The 2,414-nt window shown below is 62.2% G+C and carries 3 protein-coding genes; 2 read left to right on the top strand and 1 reads right to left on the bottom strand.

What is annotated here, in order from left to right; translation table 11 throughout:
* Positions 1-925: FAD-dependent monooxygenase (locus EN984_RS31305; protein ID WP_127384208.1), on the top strand; the 925-nt coding region annotated here is incomplete at its 5' end.
* Here the strand turns inward: EN984_RS31305 and EN984_RS31300 are convergent.
* Positions 902-1,864, bottom strand: coding sequence for an AEC family transporter (locus EN984_RS31300; RefSeq protein ID WP_127272652.1), 963 nt, complete (start codon positions 1,862-1,864; stop codon positions 902-904). The genes EN984_RS31305 and EN984_RS31300 overlap by 24 nt on opposite strands.
* A 125-nt stretch (positions 1,865-1,989) precedes the next feature.
* Here EN984_RS31300 and hspQ point away from each other — a divergent pair, with 125 nt between their 5' ends.
* Positions 1,990-2,313, top strand: a complete 324-nt coding sequence (gene hspQ / locus EN984_RS31295; protein WP_164749013.1) for a heat shock protein HspQ — start codon at positions 1,990-1,992, stop codon at positions 2,311-2,313.
* The last annotated feature ends 101 nt before the right edge of the window (positions 2,314-2,414 follow it).

Raw genomic sequence — 2,414 nt, 5'->3', positions numbered from 1 at the left:
CGAGATCGACGAGGACCAGTTCGGGCTGAACCTTCCCAACAGCGTCCTCAACCCGGCACTCGCCAGCGCCGTTGCCGCGCATGCCGGCATCGACCGGCTGATGTCGATAGTGGCGAACTGGCATCTCGATGCCGAGCACGCCCGTGCCGTCCTGGCCGACGGCAGCACGGTCGACGCATCGCTTGCGGTCGCCGCCGATGGGCGGTTGTCACCGGCGCGCCAGGCGGCCGGCATCTCGACCTCGGCCCGGTCCTACCCGCAGGCAGCTCTCGTCCTCAATTTCGGCCATAGCGGCGACCACGCTTTCACCTCGACGGAATTCCACACCGAGACCGGTCCGTTCACGCAGGTCCCGTTGCCCGGCAATCGCTCCAGCCTGGTCTGGGTGGTCAAGCCCGAGACCGCGACCGACCTCGCCGCACTGGACGATACGACGCTTTCTCAGCGGGTTGAACAGCAGATGCAGTCGATGCTGGGCCGGGTGACGGTCGAGCCGGGCCGGCAGATCTATCCGCTTTCGGCGGTGACGCCACTGCGTTTCGCCCGAGATCGGGTGGCGCTGGTCGGCGAAGCCGCCCATGTGTTTCCGCCGATTGGTGCGCAAGGCCTCAATCTCGGCATCAGGGACGTCGACGATCTGGTTGGAATCGCTTGTGAAAATCGAGCGGACCCGGGTGCAGCCAAGGCGCTTGCGGCTTACGATTTCAAGCGCCGCCCCGATATTCTGGCGCGTAGCGGTGCGGTCAACCTGCTCAACATGTCGCTGCTTTCCGACATGCTGCCGGCCCAGATGGCCCGCGTGGCCGGGCTCGGCGTGCTCGGTGGCTTCGCGCCGCTTCGGGCTTTTTTCATGCGCGAGGGGCTTCGTCCAGGCAGCGGTTTTGCCGCGCTTGCCGGCGGGTTAGGGAAACAGGTCCGGCGCTAGGATATCGTGCCGGATCAGGTAGAGCAGCCCGGTGACAGTCACGACCGACAGGCAGGTTGTGATCAGCACACTGGCCGACACGCGCTGTACCCAGACGCCATACTGCTGGGCGATGACGAAGACGTTGGTGGCGGTCGGCAACGCCGCCAGAAGCACCGCCGAGAAGACCCATGTCTCAGAGAAATTGCCGATCCAGCTCAACACGACATAGCAGAGCAAAGGGTGCAGGATCAGTTTCAGTGCCGCAATCGGAACCATCTCGTGCGGGACGCGATTGAGCGGCCTGAGCGCCAGCGTGACGCCCATGGCAAACAGCGCGCAAGGTGCGGCCGCCCGGGAAAGATATTCCAGAAATCGCTCCACCGGCACGGGCGGTCGAAAGCCGATATAGGCGGCGCCGACGCCCAGGGCGGTTGCGATGATGAACGGGTGCAGCACGCTCTTGCGCACGACACCGAGCGCAAGCCGGAGAGGCGTGGTCTTGTCGTCGCCCGACAGCGCCATCATCATGGGTGCGATGGCGAAATGCATGATGTTCTCGAAACAGAAGATCAAGGCGACCGGCACAGCCGCCTCCTCGCCGAAGGCCAGCAATGCCAGCCCCGGTCCCATATAGCCGATATTGCCATAGGCGGCCGCGAGCGCCTTGATGGTCGATTGCGCTATCTCGCCGCGCGAGGTCAGGACCGACCCCATGAACATCAAGGAAAATATCATGAAGGTCGAGACGACCGAACCGAAGATGAAGCGCCATTCCGTCAGGTCTTCGAACGGCGTCTTGGCAAGCAGTTGGAAGAAAAGTGCCGGCAGCGCGACATAGACGATGAACGTGTTCATCCAGCCGAGCGCCTCCAGCGGCTGCCTGGTGATGCGCGCCACCAGGAACCCGACAAAAATCAAGCCGAAGAACGGAAGAACAAGACCGATGACGTCAGACATTTTTATGCTGGTCCGAAACCCTGGCGCCGGGCTAGCCCGTTGCTTAATAGGGCGTCAAGCGCCTCGGGATTGAATTGATGCGCGGTCTGCGCCAAATAAGCCCAAGGAATTCAGTGGTGAGTACGATGAAAACAGCCAAATTCGCGATCGGACAGGTGGTTCGCCACCGGCTGTTTCCATTCAGGGGCATTATTTTCGATGTCGATCCGCAATTCGCCAACACCGACGAATGGTACGAAGCCATCCCCGCCGACGTGCGGCCGCACAAGGATCAGCCTTTCTATCATCTGCTCGCCGAAAATTCGGAGACCGAGTACATCGCCTATGTCTCCGAGCAGAATCTGCTCGAGGATCAGTCGGGTGAGCCGGTCCGGCATCCGCAGATCAAGGAGATGTTCGACAAGAGGCCGGACGGCGGCTACCAGCCGAAACGGCAGTCAAGGCACTGACCCGCGGAGAGATGGGCGCAAAAAAAGCGGGGCATGACCCCGCTTTTTTGTGGCTCGGCGATATCGGCCGATCAGTTGGCGGTCTTCGCCTTGTCCTGCTC

The organism is Mesorhizobium sp. M7A.F.Ca.CA.004.12.1.1 (assembly GCF_003997835.1).
Lineage (GTDB): Bacteria > Pseudomonadota > Alphaproteobacteria > Rhizobiales > Rhizobiaceae > Mesorhizobium.
The sequence above is the reverse complement of the archived record's forward strand: the minus strand, read 5'-3'. Positions and strand labels throughout refer to the sequence as shown.